General features: G+C 35.5%; 21 protein-coding genes and 1 pseudogene. 2 read left to right on the top strand and 20 right to left on the bottom strand.

The window, feature by feature from the left end:
• Nucleotides 1-658 (top strand): IS3 family transposase (locus tag HMPREF3029_RS03610; protein WP_144265404.1); only part of this gene is annotated, 658 nt, incomplete at its 5' end.
• A gap of 12 nt (nucleotides 659-670) precedes the next feature.
• Nucleotides 671-799: pseudogene (locus HMPREF3029_RS09710) on the top strand (IS3 family transposase); the annotation flags it as partial.
• A 1,140-nt stretch (nucleotides 800-1,939) separates the two neighbouring features.
• On the opposite strand, the gene HMPREF3029_RS03600 reads toward HMPREF3029_RS09710, so the two are convergent.
• The 20 genes from HMPREF3029_RS03600 to HMPREF3029_RS03515 form a co-directional block, all read right to left on the bottom strand.
• Nucleotides 1,940-2,815, bottom strand: coding sequence for a DUF6731 family protein (locus HMPREF3029_RS03600; RefSeq protein ID WP_070709873.1), 876 nt, complete (start codon nucleotides 2,813-2,815; stop codon nucleotides 1,940-1,942).
• A gap of 202 nt (nucleotides 2,816-3,017) precedes the next feature.
• The gene (locus HMPREF3029_RS09105) at nucleotides 3,018-3,848 is read right to left on the bottom strand and encodes a peptidoglycan recognition protein family protein (RefSeq protein ID WP_083314969.1); all 831 of its coding nucleotides are present in this window, start codon (nucleotides 3,846-3,848) and stop codon (nucleotides 3,018-3,020) included.
• A gap of 1 nt (nucleotide 3,849) precedes the next feature.
• The gene (locus HMPREF3029_RS09680; protein ID WP_256374323.1) at nucleotides 3,850-3,981 is read right to left on the bottom strand and encodes a hypothetical protein; all 132 of its coding nucleotides are present in this window, start codon (nucleotides 3,979-3,981) and stop codon (nucleotides 3,850-3,852) included.
• A 58-nt stretch (nucleotides 3,982-4,039) separates the two neighbouring features.
• The gene (locus HMPREF3029_RS03590) at nucleotides 4,040-4,267 is read right to left on the bottom strand and encodes a phage holin (protein WP_070709871.1); all 228 of its coding nucleotides are present in this window, start codon (nucleotides 4,265-4,267) and stop codon (nucleotides 4,040-4,042) included.
• Between the two features lies 1 nt (nucleotide 4,268).
• Nucleotides 4,269-4,571 carry a DUF7365 family protein gene (locus tag HMPREF3029_RS03585; RefSeq protein ID WP_070709869.1) on the bottom strand — a complete coding sequence of 101 codons (303 nt, stop codon included), beginning with the start codon at nucleotides 4,569-4,571 and terminating at the stop codon, nucleotides 4,269-4,271.
• Nucleotides 4,572-4,674: 103 nt separating this feature from the next.
• A complete protein-coding gene (locus HMPREF3029_RS09370) occupies nucleotides 4,675-4,842 on the bottom strand; it encodes a hypothetical protein (RefSeq protein ID WP_168165498.1) in 168 nt (55 codons plus the stop codon).
• The gene (locus HMPREF3029_RS03580) at nucleotides 4,842-6,977 is read right to left on the bottom strand and encodes a phage tail spike protein (protein WP_070709867.1); all 2,136 of its coding nucleotides are present in this window, start codon (nucleotides 6,975-6,977) and stop codon (nucleotides 4,842-4,844) included. Before HMPREF3029_RS03580 ends, HMPREF3029_RS09370 begins: the two co-directional genes overlap by 1 nt.
• A 16-nt stretch (nucleotides 6,978-6,993) precedes the next feature.
• Entirely contained in the window at nucleotides 6,994-8,712 is a 1,719-nt protein-coding gene (locus HMPREF3029_RS03575; RefSeq protein ID WP_070709865.1) for a glycosyl hydrolase family 28-related protein, read from the bottom strand.
• A gap of 17 nt (nucleotides 8,713-8,729) precedes the next feature.
• Entirely contained in the window at nucleotides 8,730-9,599 is an 870-nt protein-coding gene (locus HMPREF3029_RS03570) for a phage tail domain-containing protein (protein WP_070709863.1), read from the bottom strand.
• 12 nt (nucleotides 9,600-9,611) lie between these two features.
• Nucleotides 9,612-12,239, bottom strand: coding sequence for a phage tail protein (locus tag HMPREF3029_RS03565; protein WP_070709861.1), 2,628 nt, complete (start codon nucleotides 12,237-12,239; stop codon nucleotides 9,612-9,614).
• A complete protein-coding gene (locus HMPREF3029_RS03560; protein ID WP_070709859.1) occupies nucleotides 12,239-12,562 on the bottom strand; it encodes a phenylalanine racemase in 324 nt (107 codons plus the stop codon). The genes HMPREF3029_RS03565 and HMPREF3029_RS03560 overlap by 1 nt, the downstream gene beginning before the upstream one ends.
• Nucleotides 12,563-12,660: 98 nt before the next feature.
• Nucleotides 12,661-12,963 (bottom strand): hypothetical protein, encoded by a 303-nt coding sequence (locus HMPREF3029_RS03555; RefSeq protein ID WP_070709857.1) that lies wholly within the window; start codon nucleotides 12,961-12,963, stop codon nucleotides 12,661-12,663.
• Nucleotides 12,964-12,979: 16 nt separating this feature from the next.
• Nucleotides 12,980-13,477: a phage major tail protein, TP901-1 family gene (locus tag HMPREF3029_RS03550; protein WP_070709854.1), complete on the bottom strand. Its 498-nt coding sequence runs from the start codon at nucleotides 13,475-13,477 to the stop codon at nucleotides 12,980-12,982.
• A gap of 18 nt (nucleotides 13,478-13,495) precedes the next feature.
• Entirely contained in the window at nucleotides 13,496-13,906 is a 411-nt protein-coding gene (locus HMPREF3029_RS03545; RefSeq protein ID WP_070709852.1) for a DUF5072 family protein, read from the bottom strand.
• A 1-nt stretch (nucleotide 13,907) separates the two neighbouring features.
• Complete coding sequence (locus tag HMPREF3029_RS03540; RefSeq protein WP_070709850.1) at nucleotides 13,908-14,291, bottom strand: HK97 gp10 family phage protein; 384 nt, start codon at nucleotides 14,289-14,291, stop codon at nucleotides 13,908-13,910.
• Nucleotides 14,281-14,595, bottom strand: a complete 315-nt coding sequence (locus HMPREF3029_RS03535; RefSeq protein WP_070709848.1) for a hypothetical protein — start codon at nucleotides 14,593-14,595, stop codon at nucleotides 14,281-14,283. The genes HMPREF3029_RS03540 and HMPREF3029_RS03535 overlap by 11 nt, the downstream gene beginning before the upstream one ends.
• Nucleotides 14,592-14,930 carry a phage head-tail connector protein gene (locus tag HMPREF3029_RS03530; RefSeq protein ID WP_070709846.1) on the bottom strand — a complete coding sequence of 113 codons (339 nt, stop codon included), beginning with the start codon at nucleotides 14,928-14,930 and terminating at the stop codon, nucleotides 14,592-14,594. Before HMPREF3029_RS03530 ends, HMPREF3029_RS03535 begins: the two co-directional genes overlap by 4 nt.
• Before the next feature lie 18 nt (nucleotides 14,931-14,948).
• Nucleotides 14,949-15,140: a hypothetical protein gene (locus tag HMPREF3029_RS03525; protein WP_070709844.1), complete on the bottom strand. Its 192-nt coding sequence runs from the start codon at nucleotides 15,138-15,140 to the stop codon at nucleotides 14,949-14,951.
• Nucleotides 15,141-15,157: 17 nt separating this feature from the next.
• Nucleotides 15,158-16,015, bottom strand: a complete 858-nt coding sequence (locus HMPREF3029_RS03520) for a hypothetical protein (protein ID WP_070709842.1) — start codon at nucleotides 16,013-16,015, stop codon at nucleotides 15,158-15,160.
• Nucleotides 16,016-16,032: 17 nt separating this feature from the next.
• Nucleotides 16,033-16,632, bottom strand: coding sequence for a DUF4355 domain-containing protein (locus HMPREF3029_RS03515; RefSeq protein WP_070709839.1), 600 nt, complete (start codon nucleotides 16,630-16,632; stop codon nucleotides 16,033-16,035).
• Nucleotides 16,633-16,708 lie beyond the last annotated feature (76 nt).

Below are 16,708 nucleotides of genomic sequence, written 5' to 3'. Positions count from 1 at the left end.
ATATTACTACTGGATAAAACATATGGATGATCAGAAACAAAAAGATCGATGGCTAGTAAATAAAATTAAAGAAATTGTATCAAAACATAAAGGTAGATATGGTTACAGAAGAATCAAAGCAATACTCGAAAACAGAGAGCAAATTGTGGTGAATCATAAGCGCTTGTTACGTATTATGACAACCTATAATTTACTGTGTCAAAAATTCAAAAATAAATCGAGAACACGTTACAGTTCATACAAAGGGCAAGTTGGAAAAGTATCTCCAAATAAGGTAAAGCGTAACTTTAAGCCGAAAACATTTAATCAACTATGGGTGACAGATGTCACAGAGTTTGCGTTACCTATCAAAGGCAAGAAACTATATTTATCAACGATTATGGATTGTTATAACTCTGAAGTGATTGCCTATCAATTAAGTCGTTCACCAAACCTAGCAATCGCTATAAATCCTTTAAATAAAGCACTTGAGGAACACCAACACAATCTAAACCAATTAGTTGTTCACTCGGATCAAGGATTTCATTATCAGCACAGTAGTTGGGGAAATACCATAACAGAATATGGTGCAACAATGAGTATGTCACGTAAAGGAAACTGTTTAGATAATTCACCGATGGAGAACTTCTTTGGCTTATTAAAGCAGGAAATGTTTTAAGGAGAAGTATTCAAGACATATGAAGCATTAGAGATCGCAGTACATGAATATATTAGATACTATAATAAAGATAGAATTAAGCTAAAATTAAAAGGCATGTCTCCTGAACAATTCAGGAAACATACCTTACAATCTGCTTAATTCCAAAAGTCCAACTTTTGGGTAGCACAACACTTTGAAGTTACAGGCTTTAATTACGTCCCGGGAGGGCGTATATTATACCAGCATTTAAACATAAAAGCCTATATTATAGGTGTTCATGTAGTATTTAAAATTATCTATTTATATATAAACTGCCACCAAAAAGCGCCTATTAATTTAGGTGCTTGTTTTTATGTAAATAAAAAAAGAGGTAGCATATAACTACCCCTTAAACGTCTGCTACTGGGACACTTCTACGAGAGGTGCGAGCAGTCCTATTAAATATATTATATCATATAAAAAAAACGTCTACATTATATAGACGTCTTTCGCAAACAGTCCGCGTACGGATACTGAAGCTGCTCTTACTATAGTATATCATTATTTAAAACCGTTTATTCACTTCTCAAAACGCACTCCTTAACTACAATTATACGAACGTATGTTTGGTGTGTAAAGATAAAAATAAGCCCATACAGAGGTTTCAACAAGTTTAGGACTTATTCCTTTAGACACTTGCTAATCGGCTCTGTATGAGCTTGTATATGGTTCGGTTTTTATGATACTAAATTTTGTAGAGTATATTCAATAAAAAAATAATTAATTATAGTCCCATACATAATTATCAAGATTAATTTCCTAATCTGAGTTATTTTTCTTAAATTCTGTTAGTATTGCTCGAGATAAAAATAGAAGAAAAATTGAAAAGTTACTTAGGAATAGAAATGATATTGACAAATAAATTATTAATACTAATTCGTATTTAAATAAATTAAATTCATTCAAGAAATATATATAACACAAAATCGTTAAGAAAATTAACAAAACACCTGTTATTAGAATAATTACTATATTAAATTTAAATTCCTTGTATAACTTTGGTTCTTTAAAAAAATTATTTAAAAACCTATTCTCTTTCATCGATAAGGTAATCGTTATACTTGTGATAAAAAAACCAAATATAATTGATATGGTATTGAGTACTATTCCCATAAATTCATGCTTGGCTAATAATACGCTCAAACTCTCACAATAAATAGCCAATATTATCGCAACAAGTATTAACAAAAAACTAATATTAGTGAGGGTTAAGTAGTTGCTTGCTTTAGTTATTTTTTTAATAGTACTCAACACCTTTCTCTATAATTTTAAAGCATAAATATCTCGGAAAGAGTTTTCCATTCTTTCTTGAACAGAGAATCTATTCAACTCTTGTCTAGATGTTAAATTAAATGACTCATACGCTACTAATTTTTGTTCAAAATAATCAACTGGTGTTACGTTGTCGCCCTCATCTATTATAATTTTTCCTTGAATTTTTTCGTATTCATCCTTATTATCAACTACATTTTTAAGTATAGATCTGTCAAGTGTAGCATCTTTAGCTCTTTGAGCACTTATTTTAACTTCGATATAATCTAAGTCTTCTGGAGCAGCGTCTCTAAACAATGCTTGCAACATATTTTCAGCTTTTGCACCATGCGTTTTAATAATCAAACTTCTAGTTGAATGAGCAGATACTAAACTATCTTTGGCGTTATCATCTCTAACCACTGCAAGATTAATCTCTGACCTTACCTTATATATTTCGAAATATATTTTGCTTAATAATGCTTCTATTGAAGATTCGTTTAATGAGTTGATATTTCTTTGAACCATAAATGCCTCTTGTGTCGGCGAGTACAAAACAGATATTTCATGACTAATATATTCGTCCTCATCTATATTAAGATCAATTGATTCTCCATACATTTTACTGACTTTAGGTATTGTGTGTTGAAATCTATCGAAAGTTAAAAAATAATAATCTTTTACTTTCGTAATATCTGCTAACCTAATTGGTCCGCTTTCTAGAACATTTGTGTACAAGTATTCCCGTGCATCATCATCTGTTTTCAAATTATTGTATCCAGCATCGTAATTCTTTATTATTTTATCAAAGAATTCTTTCAGATTTTCTCTTTTATTATTAAGATGTGAATAATAAAAGTAAAATCTTACGTTCTTTCTTGCCATTCTCCCCATTACCTCTTTCATTGTGTAGTTATACATATTTTAACTGTAAGCGGTTCAAAAAGCAATGAGATTGGACAAAAATAGCTGCTAGCGGGGAGGCTAACAGCTTAACTACACATTTACATTATATCACAACGATTTAGATAAGAACATATATTCGGTTTCATATCACAAAAAAAGGAGCATTTCAGCTGCCTTTTTGTTAATATACTTCAGTAATCTGCACTTGATCTAAATGTATCCACCCTTTATTTATATGCGAGTAAATTCTTGCCCAACCACTCTTATGTGTTGAGAAAATATACACGACACTACCGTCAGGAATGTCATTGCCAAAACGGTTTCTAAACGTTTCATTGCTCCAACGTCTATAAGCAGCTCCCTTACCGTTAGTCGAACGCACTACACCTTTAGCGTACGCTCTAGCACGTGCTTTACGTCCTTTACGTTTGTTAAATGTTTTAGGAGTTTCTTTTTTAGTTGCACTCGCCTTTTTAGGTTTAGCAACTTTCTTGCCGTTTAACTCGTCTAAATAGCGTTGTACCTTACGTCTAAATTCTTGATAGCTATTCGTTGCGTGCATTTTATGTGGACAGTCTTTACGTGACCAGTCATAGTGACGTTTAAGTCTGTCAATACCCCAACCGTATTGTTTAAGCACGTGAGCAATATAAAGTGCAGCATTATCTTCAGCTTTTTTATAGCGTTCAGATTTAGCGCCGCTATAGCCGTTATCCATACTGTAACAGATTTCAATGTGGATAGAGGTACGGTTACCTGAATTAAGTCCTATTCCATCTCCAGCTGCAAAGGCATTTCTATTAAATGGAATAGCTTGTACTGCTTCTTTTTCATCAATAGCAACGTGATATGATACATAATTGTAGTTGTTATTCATATAAGCTACTTCATTACGTGCATTCGCTACGTTACCAGTATTGTGTACTGTGATAGATGTAGGTCGCATTGCGTAAGGGCTTTTATACGGGTACATACTAGACGGAGTCCTCATATCCACTATTTTATAAGCCATATTATTTATCCTCCTTGAAACCTTTAAATTCGTTATCGTCTGCTTTCTCTACTTCTTTAGGTGGTTTAATATCTTCGCCAATTCCACCTCCGTTGATTTCGAGTGTTTTTTCAAAATCTACTTTTTCAGTCATATGAATCACTCCTTTTAATTTTTCGCATAAAAAATAGCTTGAAGCGGTATGCTCCAAGCTACTTCTTATCTAATTGTTCTTTATACTCTTGCGCTTTTTGTGCATTCTTAGTGATGTTATTGTTTTTCCACCACGCCCAAATACTAACTGCTACAAGTGCTAGTCCGTTCACAAATTCATATATTTGTTCTTCGTCGTATGGTAACGGTGTCCAGCCTTTACCGATTAAAATTTGATTAATAATTAATATTAGCATTACAACTAATCGTACAATTGCCATTCTCATTCTATATTCCCCCTTTCTTCAACTCTTCTTTTACTTCTTTCAACATGTCAAATAACATATCCTGCTTATCGTTAATGGCTTTCAAAGTCTTTAAATCTTCTCTCACAATAAACTGTTCCTGCTCTATCTTCTCGATTGATTTTGTGTTTTGTTCCTGTTGACTTTCGATTTTAGTAAGTCTATTTTCTGCACGCTCTTTATCTTTCGTCTGTTTGTAATACAGACCAAACACACCGATTAATATCGGTACTACCACTATCACAAACCAGTAAAGCACGTCTTTTTGCGTTTCTAACTCGTGCACACTAAACTCACTTCCTTTCGTTTGATAATCGTGCGAAGAACTCTTTAACCCCTTGATAATAAAAGGTTTATTCGTGAGCTAATCGTGCGAAATTAAAAAGAGCCTACTCTTCAGTAGACTCTTGCTTAGTTAATTTTTCTAGTTCTTCTTTGTAATGGTCACGCTCTTGTGCGACCTTATTAAGTTCGATTTGTAACTGCAACTTCTCGTCGCATAACTGACGATAGTTAGCGATTAATACTTTTTCTTCGATTGATAGTTCACGTTTCATTAAACACTCATCTCCTCTAGTTTTTCTAATCTAGGTAGCATCTCTTGTATCGACTTTGCTATCACGTTTACATAGCTATATATATCAATACTACTTCCATTTGCTAGAACTTCTCTAGGCGCTTCATCGACTATTAATCCGATTTGCCACTGGTCAAATACAGTTTCTTCTCCACCAGTCAGACGTTTATATTCACGAATTGATAAGTCTTTGATAATAGCTGAAGCATTTCCATCATAGTCTTTAATATCTCTTTTTAATTCTCTTTCAGAAGATTGACTGAACGTAGATGCACTAATACCATAGTAGTTGTTGTTTGAATCTGCCACATGCACGTGCGCACCTTTAGGGTTAAGATATATACGACCACCGCTAGTTTCAAGAGCAAGGCGACCATCTGAGTATAATGTCATCCCCGAGTAGTCACCATCCGAGTATCTTCTACTGTGTAGTTCTAACGCTCCAGATACCCCCTCTTTGATGTATTCTCCAGACCCATCCCAATGAGTCGATATACCCATGTCAGAAAAGTACGCAGACCACTTTTTATCATCGTTTCTGACTCTAAACTGACCATCATAAATCATTGCTCTGATGTGGTCATTAGATGTTGTTCCAAACCATTTCCTAGTTTGAATACCACGTGAAATAAGTTCACTGCCTTTTAAAGAAATGTAATGATCATTGTCTGCATCTGTATAAATTGTTCCACCTGTTATGGTACTACCAAATATTTCAGTACCGTAAATCTTACCACCGCGAATTTCAGTACCTTCTATATTGCTACCGTATATTTCAACACCATCTACAGTAATTGCTCGTAATGTCCCAGTAGTAATCGTATCAGCCGCTATTCCCTCTGCTGTCATTGCTAATCTTGCAGTTCTACCACCATCTTCACTAAGATAAAGACCTGCACTATTCACACCTAAAATATGATTTGGGTTAGTTTTAGAGATTGCTTGCATTCCAAAGTCGCCATATCTAAGTTCGTTTTCACTTGCATGAATTTTAGTAATCATGCCACGAGCAACTTCATCTAAACTCCATAAAGGTAACTTCATTTCGCCTTTTAGTAATGAATTAAAATCTTTCGCAACTGATTGTAAGTTCGATTTATAACGACTTCTAATACTCTCACTACCGAATGTGACTTCACAATTCACTAGCTTATCGTTCACATCAAACGTTTGTTTCAGCGATTGTATTCTGATTTCTTGTTCGAGGTTAATTCGTTCGTCAATTAGGAATACTCTATCTCCGATTAAAGGTACTGCTTCTTTATAAATACTTCTAACGTCATGTAAGTTACCCTCGATAGATATTTCTAACGATTTCTCAACGGCTTCAGTCATCATCTTATTCATTGTTTCTTTATCAGTCACACGTCCGTCAACGATTGGTTTACCCTCGTACACACCGATTACTTCAGCTAATGGAGATGTGTATTCACGTCTTAATTTAGCGTTTGTGAAGTAATCATCATTATCCGCAGCATCTGATTCACTATTTTCACTTGATTCATTCTCGAAATTTCCAAAACCTTTAATGTGCGTAACAAAACCACTCGCATCAATACTTTTTGATACGTTACTCGCATTGAGTTTGTACTTATACATGAAGTTCGTATCATTACCGATTAATTTCTTTAGATAGACCGTCTTACCAACGATATAAAATTCTAAACTAAAGCGATCTATTAATCGTTTAAACATCTCTAATCGAGTTTCGCCTTTACCAAAACCCTCAATCTTTATAGCATTCACAATATCTACTAATACATACTGATAACCACTATCCTGAAATACAACGTCAAAAGCGTTCTTACCAGTATAGTGACCGTCTTTATCTTCGTGGATAATCTGTTTATCCATATCAAAATAAAAAAGAGGTGTAGCTCTTATATCTAAATAAAAGCTATCCCCTTTAGTGATTTGTTTGATATAAATAATCTTGTAATCAACCGTTTTATAATTAATTTCCCACAGTTTATCAATTAACTTTAAATCTAATTTATTATTTCTTTGTTGCGGTACTTTCAATTCTATATCGTGGTTACCGTTCAATTCTTCGTTGACTGTTTTGACTGCAAGGAGTGGATATTCGTTATTTTTGTGGTCACGTATTGTGAGCAATATTTATCACTCCTTTTTAACTCCATATTTTAAAGTATCTTAAATTAAATGCCATAAAATTAGCGTGACTTCTCTGATCCCAACCATTGTCTGGAGGAAAGATTAAGATAAACTCCTCCCCTTGTGAATCTCTTTCAGATTTTGTTGAAAATCTCCCTCTTAATTTAGTTGCCATTTTTTCGGTAGTTCCATAAAAAACCTCGATTGGAAAAGTGTAACTACCACTTAGAGCATTTGAAAAAGGTGGTGCTAGCAATTTGTCGTTTGAATCAGGAAGAATAATTTTAATAGGATTATTCAGATGTTCTTGTGCTACGCTAAATCGGTAAAGGACTGCTAATTCAGATGTTAAACCAATTCTTTTAAAGAAAGCAGTTGATGCGTGAGTTTTTGATGATATTTCTTGGCTTAAGCTAGTTAAATCGATTAATCTAGCGTTATAGCCCTCATCATATATTTGATGTGTTAATGTAGTTCCTGATGAACCTTTATATAAAGCGCCGGCGGTAGGTTGATATTTCATTCCATTTTGAATACGTGAATTCCCTTGAAAATTTAAAGGATTGGTTTCAAAAGTTATTTTTGCATCAACATCATCTTTAATCATCAGATTATTATACATATTTCTAAATCCATGATTTACTAAATCCCACTCAACATCTTCGGAAGCGTAGTTGTTTACAACGTTGTATTGCCCATACGCTATAATCGCCGTTGCCTTTCCGTTCGCTTTATCATTAATGATGGTAGGTTTTGTTCCCATTGCGTAACTACTATTAATAGTTTCAGTATAAGCATTGTTGAACATATTACCGTCGCCGTTTTCAATATATATGGCTAACCACATTCTAGATAAACGGATTCCATCAAACACATTTCTATTATTGTTAAATTTATTTATTTTCAACCCTTTTGCTAAATGAATACCAATTTGTGAGTGTATAGCGTGGACGTTTCGGAATTTATTATAATGCACTCCACTTCCATGTTGGAGTACAATCGACGTGCCGTTATATTCGAACCATATATTTGTTAAAATGTTAAAACAAACACTGCTGTTTTCTTCCTTAGTAGGGTCTTGCCCGAGATAAATGCCGACTTCTCCGCCCTCGAAAGACAAATTTTCTATAATATTGTTACTTCCATGTATCGCTAATAATGCTTGATTTGATAAATTTTGAGAATAGTTTGCTGGCAAGCGATTATTATTACCTAATATAACGGTGTCTTTACCATTACCAAATATTCTTATACCGTAAGAATAATTGTAAGTTCTTGAATGTTTTGTTCTTAAAGTTTTTGAAATGTAATACCTACCTGAAGGTAAATATACAGATTTATCATTCTCGTAAGCGTTGTCTATAGCTTTTTGTATCGCCTCATAATCATCTGTTTTACCATCGCCTTTAGCCCCAAAGGTTTTAACGTTAATAACAGATTCCGAGTTATCGAGTCTTTCGTCAGCTATATTCAAACGACTATTTAACGTATCATAAGAACCCCTTGCTTGTATGACTTCTGCATCAGATTGACCTTTACTTAAAACTAAATTGTCTATTTGCGACTGCACATCAATGTTTTTTTGATTTGTTTTTTTCGCTTCATTGAGTACATTTTTATACTCATTGTACATTGTGTTTGACTGGCGACCAATCCCTTCAAGTATATCCCAGTTGTCGTTAATGTTAATTCTTTCATCTCTATTCCAGATAGATCCTGTTCTATTTAATTTCAACGAAAACCACATCCTTGTTACTTATAATAAAATCTAAAATCTATTGTTATATCGGTGAACTGTCCGATGACTTCAAACTCGTTCTTACCACTCTCTAATCTGATATATCGTCTATTCGTATCTCGAAACACGTTAGTGCTTTTTAATTGAGCGTTTATACCGTCAATTACTAAATCCCCGCCAAACTCTGCATTAACCTTAAAAACATCGCCAGTCGTCTTATTCCGTATTTCTAGCACACCATTCGTACCAGTCGCTGTAATCTTCAAGTACATCGTTTCAGGCTCTACTGTCACGTTACCTGCGTTCCATATAGTGAAGTTGCGTTCAGTAAACTTATATTTCGTGTTATCCGAGTTGATACCGTCAACCAGTCCGTATTTTTCGACAAGCGCATCGTAGTCTGTGTCGTTCAGTTCTTTTGTGGTGTAGATTGATTCAGCAAATGGTAGATCAGATGTCAGATACTCTATTGTTCCAAATCCTACTTTCATGACTTGATCTAAGTCAATCGTGTTATTTACTGCAACATGATATTGTTTTCCATTAACATATGATTCAACTTTCTTCTGCTTACAGTAACTATCATCTTCATACTCACCGGTAGTTCTTACGTCTCTGATGTAGTATGGTCTTGTGTCTACAAGTAACTCGAATAATAAATCTCGTAAATGAGAGTAGTCATGGTCATCTCTTGCCTTAATATAAAAATCTACGGTGATAGGTCTGTCACCGTAGTATGATCCGTAATCTAGGCTTCCAGGGAAACCATCTATTTCTTGTCTGTTAGTTATGAGTGGTATAGAAGATACTCGGATATCCTGCACACGGATATCAAAATCAGACAGTAGATAGCTTTTATTATCTTTAATAATTTCTAAATCCAATTTAAGTACCTCCTAAAATTGTAATGTTGCTTCAATAGCATTTTGTTCATCAATATATCCACGAATCCAGTCTGCATCTGGTACTACTTTTACTTTTAGTTCATGTTGAACTGATTGAGCTCCAAAATCGCCACGTGATTCTGTATTCTGCATCATGTTTCTCGCACTCTCTTTCGCATACTTCATCGATACATCATGTGGAATAACTTGTGAACCCGATGGAAGAATTACGATTTCGCCACGTCCACCTTCGTTCATTCGAGCTGCGCCACCCTTCCAGTTATCTGTTCCACGATACAGATAAGGAATAGATCCTATTGATACTCCTGGAATCTTGTTAATAATACCAATAGCACTGTTAATTCCTCCTATAACAGAGTTAACCAGACTTGTTACTCGTGAAACAAGGCTTTGTACAGCTGAATAAACACCATCAAATACGCCAGCAGTAAAGGCTGTGAGACCACTCCATGCTCCTTGTATTGCAGCCATTACAGTTTGAATTTTAGATGCAACGTTATCGAATACACCCGAAATAATCTGATACACTGTATTGAATATAGATGAAACGTGACCGGTAATAGTACTGATGACCGAAATAGCTGTTGATATAGTGTTAGCAATGAATGCTCCAATACTAGAAAATATATTACTTACAATTGAAAACACTGTATTAAATACTGACGTAACTGCACCGACTACCGTTTTTATAATAGAAATTATGCTTGAGATAACCGTCAATACGAATCCTACAATTGGAGTAATTACTAACATTAAAGATGATATTAGTAATCCTATTATCGATATCACAACATTAGCGAAAGCCATGATTCCACTAATTAAAGTGGCTAAGAATGACAACACCACTCCGATGATTGGTATTATCCCTTGTATTGCATCGATAATTATTTGAATCGCCATTACAAGTAATGGAAATATAGAAGAAACAATGTTCATAATAATTTCTACAATTGTAACTATCACTGGTACCAGCGCTCCAATTAATATCGAAACAATTGGCGCAATAGCACCGATAATCATAAATATAGTTTCAACCAAGCTAAGAACAATCGGTATCAACTGTACAAACATACTCATTAATACAGGTAACACTGCCTGAGCAATGCTCATAATTGCTGAACCCAGTTGAGTGAAAATAGGTATCACACTTGCAACTATAGACATAATAATCGGCATAATATTACCAATAAAACTAGTAAATGCCATTGACAATGTGTCTAAATGAGGTTTCACTGATTCCACGATACTTCTACCTAGTTGTACAAAACATTGTCCTATTTGCTGTAAAAGAGGCAATAAGACCGCCCCTACAGATGAAAAGACATTCTGAAAAGTGTCTATTAACCCCATTACACCATTTCTGAATGTCTCAGAGTGTTTCCATGCCAACATAAAACCACTTGCTAACAGAGCAACTACTCCAACAGCTATTCCTATCGGCCCCGTTAAAGCTGTAAATACTGGTGTAAGAAACTTCGCATAACTTAATAATGTTCCAATTAGTTTTAATGCTGGACCTATCCCTACTGCTACTGCTGATCCAATAATTGCTGCTTTAGTTATAAATTCTTGAATTGGTGGAGATAACTCATCAAACTTCGCTTTAGTTTGTGATACAAAATCAAGCACCTTTTGAAATCCATCAGCAAAATCATTACCCAACTCGGTTGCCATTGGTGCTAACTTATCAATCTTCTGTATTAAACCTTCTGATTCCATGATGATTTTACCGTTGGTATCTCTTAATGCTTTACCGTTCTCATCTAACTTTGCCACACCACCTATGAGTGGTTTCATTTTAGAGAAAAAACCTTCCACTCCATCTCCGCCATCAAGAAACGCTGCACCTAATCTTGAGACTGCTGCCCAAGTGTTCGCTATCGATGCAGTGAAAGACTCCATACCCATAATTTGAGCAGCGCCACCGATGTTCTTCTCAATAGAATTGAGTAACATTTCAGATGAAATCTCACCATCTGATGCCATTTTAAAGATTGCATCGGCAGTCACACCCGCTTCTTCAGCTAGCCACTGATAAACTGGTAAGCCTCTATCTGATAACTGTTGTAATTCATTGTTATAGGCTTTGTTGGATGTCGATACTTTGTTCATGATAGAACCAATTTCGGCCATACCATCACCGGCTATTGCAGCGGTATCTGCTGTGATAGATAAATATCTAGTAAGTTCTTTACCTGGTTTAATACCTGCAGCAATCGCACCAGATGCAGTTGTTACTGCATCACCCATTCCAAAAGCAGTACCACGAACAGAATCAAGCGCATTATCCATGATTCCGGCTTTTCCAGAAATCTCTTCAGCGTTATACCCAAGTGCTTTAAGCTTTGCTGAAGCGGTATCTATGTCAACCAATCTTTTAAAACCACCCGCAATCGCAATCCCAGATAAAGCAGTTGCAGCACCTAAAGCAGGTTTAGTGATCCAGTTAGTGAGTCCATCGCCCATACTTTTGATGTTCTCACCGGCTTGAGATACCTTCTTCATGCTTGACTCGAACTTAGTTTGCATATTTGCAATCGCACTTTCGGCACGTTTCATACCTGCTTCAAAGTCAACAGAGTTCGCTTTTAACTTCGCTATGAGTGTATAGTTCGACATTATTTACTCCTTTCTGGTCGTTTCAGACCGTTTTTGTTGTAGAGTAAATCAACCCAAGACTTGCCATCTCGTTCTTCAACTTCATTAATGACTTCTAAGGCATTCTCAGTAAATTCAACGTCTACTTTTTCTTGTTTCTTCTCGAATAACTCAATGAACTTCTTATTCTTCTTCCTATTTGCATTAACTGTTGCATTTAAAACTGCATTTCTAATATGTGTTGCATCGCTAATCGTCTTATTTTCATACGCTTTATAGATGAACTTCTTCTCTGTTTCAGTTAAAGCATCATAATCTGCTTTAGAGTAGTTAAAATTAACCACAAAAAAAGCGAGACCCTGTTCATAAGTGAAAGGTCTCGCAAGTTTGTCCTTCTCAGGATCTGACTCGCCTTGAGAAAAGTATTCAAATTTAACTAACTCTACTGGAATAAAAAACCTAAGTCTCGTTCAATACATGTCATTACAAATGCATTCACTTCCGCCCAACCGTGCTCGCTGAGTGCTTCATTTAGCACATCTGTTGCTTTCTTACCTTTAACAGGCTTGTCTTCATCGATATCATGCAATGCAACTGCGAATGAAGTTTCTAAAAATCCGAATGACGACATACCACCGTTTTTGCGTAGTTCAGCCATAAAAGAAATTCCGAGAACGTGCTCAATCTGTTTTACTTTTCCAGTATTAAGTTTTAAATCATAATTCATTTCATTTACTAATAACATATATATTCTCCTTTATTTAAGCTTCAGCAGGTTCGCCAGGCATTTGATTAGCGTTCTGACCTTCTAAATCAACAAGTGCTCCGTTACCATCTAAACTAATAGAGTAAGTCATTGCATCGTCATATGGCGCTTCTAGTGAGTAATCTGAAACGATTGCTAGACCACCAAATAATGCTTTTTTCTCACGTTGGTTAATTACTTTGATGCATACGAAGTTACCTTCATCAAATGCTTTTCCTAACTCTTTATGAGACTCATCTGTAGCAACATATAAACCATCATTATCAATGCTCCACTCTTTCATTCCTGGTAGCTTTGCTTTCCATCCACCAGTATTTTTATCAGAGACTTCTAAAGAGTCTGCTGAACGGTTGATTGTTAATCCTTGTTGACCGGCAATCGCTAAAAGATTAGCGCCAGTGTTGTCGAAAATCGCAAGTAAGATGTCTTTACCTGCCACTGCTTTAGTTGCAGTATTTGAAAAATCACAATATAAGTTATTTTCAAAAGCCATTCTATATCATTCCTTTATTTAAATTTTAGATTTGAAACCATAAGATACTGATAAAGCTAAACCAATGACCGCATGTCGCTCACCAGTCTTTGGATTTTGATAGTTCGCCATGATACTTGTATCTGTTTGATTAAATGCCTCAAACGTACCAGGTAAAACTAATCTGTATGTCAATGCTTCTTCTATCTGCTGAATGTTTTTACCGTGTTCAATAGACGATAGTGCAGTTTTAGAGACAAGATGGATAGAGAGATTATAAATTGTTACAAACATTGTTTTGCTATTCTGTGGAACTGAATTAGAGACTTCTACAAAGCAAAATGGAGCTTGTTGGTCTCTTTCTACACCATCAACAAACTTGATGTTTGTATGCGCGTCTATGACTTCTTTAATCAACTTCTGTATTTCAACTATTGATAGTTTTCTCATGTTAATCTCCTTTTCTCATCTCTTCTGCTAGGTCATGTCTATAGAGTTCATTCTGAATGCGTAAGTTATTTTTTAGGAAGAATTGTCCAGGAACGAAACCACCAGTTGGCATACCAAAGAAAAACTCTCTATGACCAAACTCAACGTGTGGTGCATAGTCTTTCGTATATCCGAAACCAGACACATTAAAATCAACACTAGCTGATTGTCTTAATTCAGATGTATCAACAGGAGTACCACCAACTGCAGGATTACTGCTTGTGATTGCTCTGTCTCTCATCTCAAGTAGGTTTTTCTGTGTGATTTTCTCCCAATTCGTATTTCCTTTTGCTTGCAATGCTTTAATCAGTACATCCGCACCGGCTAATTCATATCTAGTAGACATGATTTAACTTCCTAATGTGGCATAATCTCCAACGAATGAAGTCTTGTGCTACAGTCACTATTTGATACATTTCACCGTCAATGTGAATTTCTTCTGAAGCGGATAGTACTTCAATGCTTGCTTGAGTCAATAACTTACGATTATTTTCTGTATATGATCTACCTAGCATATCTACATCGTCTCTCGTCCACTGAGTGAGTGCGCCTTTGTCTATTGCTACTTCGTGTCGCTCATAGATAGGATTTCCAAGTTCATCTTCCGTAGTCGCTTGCTTGCCATATAGAGTCATTGGATAGAACTTCATAAGAATCTCAACTTTGCATGTCCAGACACTTCAAGTTCTTCTTCATGCACTTTACGTTTAAAAGCTTCCAGTTCTTCATCATACTCATCAAGCAAGTTAGCAATGAACTTAACAGAAAAGACGTCAACTCGTTCAGAGTCAACGCCTTCTTGATTTAACTGCATTCTGTTATACATTGCACATACAACTTCAACCACAATTGATTCTAATTCACTTGGAAACACATCTTCATAGTATCCAACACGCAGTTTGATACGGTCTTTTGCAGTTCTGATAAGTTCTTCTGCAATATCATTATCAATATCTGGTTTTCTGATTAATACTCTGTTAAGCATTTATACCACCTACTTATTTTATTTTTTGGCAGTAGATTCTTTGATTTCGTCACCAATTACTGGTTTACCTTGCTTGTTCTTGTCAGTTTGTAATTGTGTGATACGTGCTTTCGTTGGCTTGTAGCCTTTTCGTGGATACTTACCACCTTTACGGTAGACCGTTCTTTCTTTGTCCTCTGGATCAGTAAAATCTCTTAATACTGGATACATTTATTTAACCTCCTTTATTAAGCTTCTGGTGCAATTGTTCCTACAATGACACCATCTAGACGTTCAGCAAATAAAACTACACCGTAAGCCGTAATCGTTTCTGCTGTTAAGCGTTGTTTATTGATGTCGTGAGTAACCCCTATAAGACCCGTTGAGTCTTTTGAGAAGTCAAACGCTTGACCAATCGCTCCCTGCGTCATATCAGCATACGCTACAACTAAGTTGTTAGCTGCAGTTGTGTACACCATACCTTGTGGAATATCTGCTGACATAAACACAACACGGTTGTTTAAGAACCCTTCAAGATATGTCATACCGAACGCAGTTTGAACTGTTACGTTAGCTTGAGCTAAGTACTCTCCTGCATCAAATGGGTTAATGAATGAAACGATTTCTACATCATCTTCATCGAATGCAGCTGTTACTGCCGCCCAGTTTTTAGCCATAACTTGCTGTAAACCAGCGCCTTCAGCTTTTCCTGTACCAGTAGCAAGTTGCTTTAGTAATTTTGTTCTAATTCCTTTTTGTACTTCGTTTAAGAATTTTGCATCACTTAAGTTAACAGCTGATTCAAAACCGTACTTTTGCACATCTTCCATTGCAACTGCTTTACGTTTTTTATCCCAAGTTAATTCATGTGACGGGCCTTCTTCCAATTTGACCTCAGATAAAGGAATTAACGCTCCAGGCGCTACTTCTTCCCCTGAAAGTGTTACTGATGAAGTATATGTTTTAATTAATGTCCCTGCAGATAATGGCAGTGTACGTTGAATCCCAAGTAATTCTTGTAAAGTCTTCATACGTTGACCGAATTGTTCTACGAAATCAATTGATAGTGCTTTTCCTAAATTAGTTGATAAATTTTGTTCTGGCATTTAAAATTCCTTCTTTCTTATTTAAATAAATGTGAATTTTCTTGAATAAGTTTAATTCGTTCTGATGGATCTTTAACTTTCATAATGTCGTCACGTGTTAAAGGTTGTGACGACTTTTGTCTAACTGGTGCATTACCTTTCAATTTATCTTGAACTAATGCATTTGAAGTATCCTCTACAAGCTTAGCAAACGCCTTGACACGCTCTGATGTTTCCTCAGCGTCTTTTCCTACCACAAAGTTTAAAATGTCGTCTGTCGCTTGAATTTGATGTTCTGACAACATTACAGTTGCCTCTTTACCAAGTGTCCATCTGTTTTGCTCGGCTTTTAATCGTTCATTCTCTTCTTGCAACTTTTCAAACTCGTACTTTTTCTTTTCCGCTTCATTCATCTTTGCGAGTTTCTCAGCTTCTGCAATTTCCTTTTCTCGTTTTTTCGTCTCACGATCCATACGAGATTTAATCGCTTGTTCTAATTCATCTTGAGTGTAAAGTTTTTCATTATCATTGCGTTTAGACTCTTCATTTTGTTCAGTAGTCTCTGTTTTTTCATTCTCTACATCAGATTTTTTATCTTCTACTTCTGCAAAGAATTGTAAATCTAAAGGTAATTTCATAGTTATTTTCTCCTTTTTAAAGTCTTGTTTGACTGTATTCCTTGCGCAGTTTAAAGCCATAAGCATGTTTTGGGCA

Source organism: Nosocomiicoccus sp. HMSC059G07 (genome assembly GCF_001815515.1).
GTDB lineage: Bacteria > Bacillota > Bacilli > Staphylococcales > Salinicoccaceae > Nosocomiicoccus > Nosocomiicoccus ampullae_A.
The sequence above is the reverse complement of the archived record's forward strand: the minus strand, read 5'-3'. Positions and strand labels throughout refer to the sequence as shown.